The organism is Robinsoniella sp. (assembly GCF_034124845.1).
Map to the genome: position 1 here is coordinate 1 of NZ_JAWYAJ010000372.1, position 2,178 is coordinate 2,178.

The following is a 2,178-nucleotide window of genomic DNA, read 5'->3' on the forward strand; positions in this document are numbered from 1 at the left end:
CATAGGTACATCCAAAAATCTCTTTTGCTCTTTCTATGGCCAGATTTTCAACAACATCCACACATTCGCATCCGCCGTAATAACGCTTTCCCGGATACCCTTCTGCATATTTGTTTGTCAGCGGACTTCCCATTGCCGCCATTACTGCCTTGCTAACCCAGTTTTCTGATGCGATCAACTCTATGTGGCTGTTCTGCCGCTCTTGTTCTGCTTCAATTGCCGATGCCACTTCTGGGTCTACTGACCTTACTTCATCCAGTGAATACATACTTAAATCCTCCTAAGATATTTTAACACATTGCAGTATTAATATATCGGTTTTTTCAAAAATTGTCAAGAGGTTTGACAATCTGCCTTTTTTCGTATAAACTATAGTAGATGACACAGATTCAGTATGAGATGAAACTTATTACTAAATTTGTCAAATACTGTCGAAAGGATTTCACATGTATTCAATTTCAACATTTTATCTTATTCTGATCAATCTGATTGGTTTTATTTCCATGGGTCTGGATAAGAGCAAAGCAAAGCACGGCAAATGGCGCATAAAGGAACGGACACTTTTTCTCATCGCCCTGGCAGGCGGAAGTATCGGTTCCCTGTGTGGTATGTATTTTTTTAGACATAAGACAAAACACCGGTCATTCGTTCTTGGAATTCCTGCTATATTACTTTTGCAGGCAGCCGGAATTATTTGTTACTATTTTATTTTTTAAAGGAGACTCTCATGAAGAAACATTCTATCAGATTGTTATTGTCTGTACTTTTTTTATGTGTGATATTTGTCCCTCTCTCAGGCTGTACGGACAGTGCACCCAAAAAAACCGTAAAAAAAGAATTGAATCTGATCCAGAACCTGGATGAAAATACAATTAAATCTTTCATTTCATATGAAGATATGGTACATACCCACTCCAGCTCTGAAGAAATCAGCCCGGAAGCAGCAAAGACCATTAAATTATTTTTCAAGAACTTCACTTACAAAATCAAATCGACAAAAATTGACGGCGATCATGCTACTGTTGCTGTCGAAATCAAAAATCTTGATACGAATGCACTGGCAAAGGATCTCTGCAAAGCCCTCATCGCCCAAAGTGCTTCCTTAGAGAATGAATCCCAGGAAATCTCCGGTTTAACTCCCTATTTCACTTTATTACACGATTTTTTATCCAGGAACAGCTATGACCTGATCACGACAACTGCAGAAATTTCACTTACCCGAAACGATGATGTCTGGTCCATTGACAATTCACCGGAATTGGAAGATGCTCTGGTCAGCGGATTTGTTTCCCATTTGAAAGATCCTTTTCTGATTACACCGGAAGAAGTACTGTCGATTTATATGGACAGCTTTAAAAAGCTGGATGCCAAGGGCTGGGTACAGTATCTGGGCATGGAAGATATCTTCGCTACCGGCAATGCGATCTATCCTGACATTGACCTGGCTTTGGCTTCTCAAATTGAGAAATATTTTGATTATCAGATACACAGCTCCACACAAAATGACAACTCTGCCACTGTCAATGTGGATATTACCAGCCTGGACCTGGAAAGTGTACTTCATACATACCGAAACCTGCTTATGAAATATGCCAATACAACCGCTGCAATCCGTGCTACTGATTCGGAATTGTCGGACAAGACTTCTTCCTATCTCTTAGAGGCCTTAAAGGATAACAAACAGACATTGACCAAAAATATTGAACTCAAGCTGGTAAATGACGGCTCCAGCTGGGTACTGCAGCTCAATGACGGCTTTTCTGATACCCTTCTTGGTGATATCAGTTCTGCGGTTTCCGCGTTCAGCCAGCCGGAAAGTGAAGAAAATTCATAAGGAAACCAACACTGCCTGCACAGATTTGCAGCAGATGGGCAGTTAATGAAACAAAAAAGAAACTGCATACAGATCGTGGTGTCCTTAGATAAACTCTAATGATTGGATGCCGGATCTGTTACAGTTTCTTTTTATTTTATTTTACTTTTATCGTGGCTGCTTTACTGTATGATCCGTAAATGCGCTTATTGGCGGAGTCCATTTTGTAAGCCCGTACTTTTACATAATATCTGCTTCCGCTTTTCAGTTTCTTCACGGTCTTATTCAGCAACCCGGTATTTAATGTCTTTTTATTTTTTGTAAAAGAAGAATTCGTTGCATATAGAATCTGGTAGCCCTTTGCA

The 2,178-nt window shown here is 39.9% G+C and carries 3 protein-coding genes and 1 pseudogene; 2 read left to right on the forward strand and 2 right to left on the reverse strand.

The annotated features are described in order from the left end of the window. Positions 1–268: pseudogene (locus tag ACH2DQ_RS18825) on the reverse strand (serine hydroxymethyltransferase); the annotation flags it as partial. A gap of 235 nt (positions 269–503) precedes the next feature. Here ACH2DQ_RS18825 and ACH2DQ_RS18830 point away from each other — a divergent pair. Further along, entirely contained in the window at positions 504–716 is a 213-nt protein-coding gene (locus ACH2DQ_RS18830; RefSeq protein ID WP_394915899.1) for a DUF1294 domain-containing protein, read from the forward strand. Positions 717–727: 11 nt separating this feature from the next. Continuing rightward, entirely contained in the window at positions 728–1,834 is a 1,107-nt protein-coding gene (locus tag ACH2DQ_RS18835; RefSeq protein WP_394915883.1) for a hypothetical protein, read from the forward strand. A 136-nt stretch (positions 1,835–1,970) separates the two neighbouring features. On the opposite strand, the gene ACH2DQ_RS18840 is transcribed toward ACH2DQ_RS18835, so the two are convergent. Further along, the coding region (locus tag ACH2DQ_RS18840) for a fibronectin type III domain-containing protein (protein WP_395027832.1) at positions 1,971–2,178 on the reverse strand (208 nt) is incomplete at its 5' end.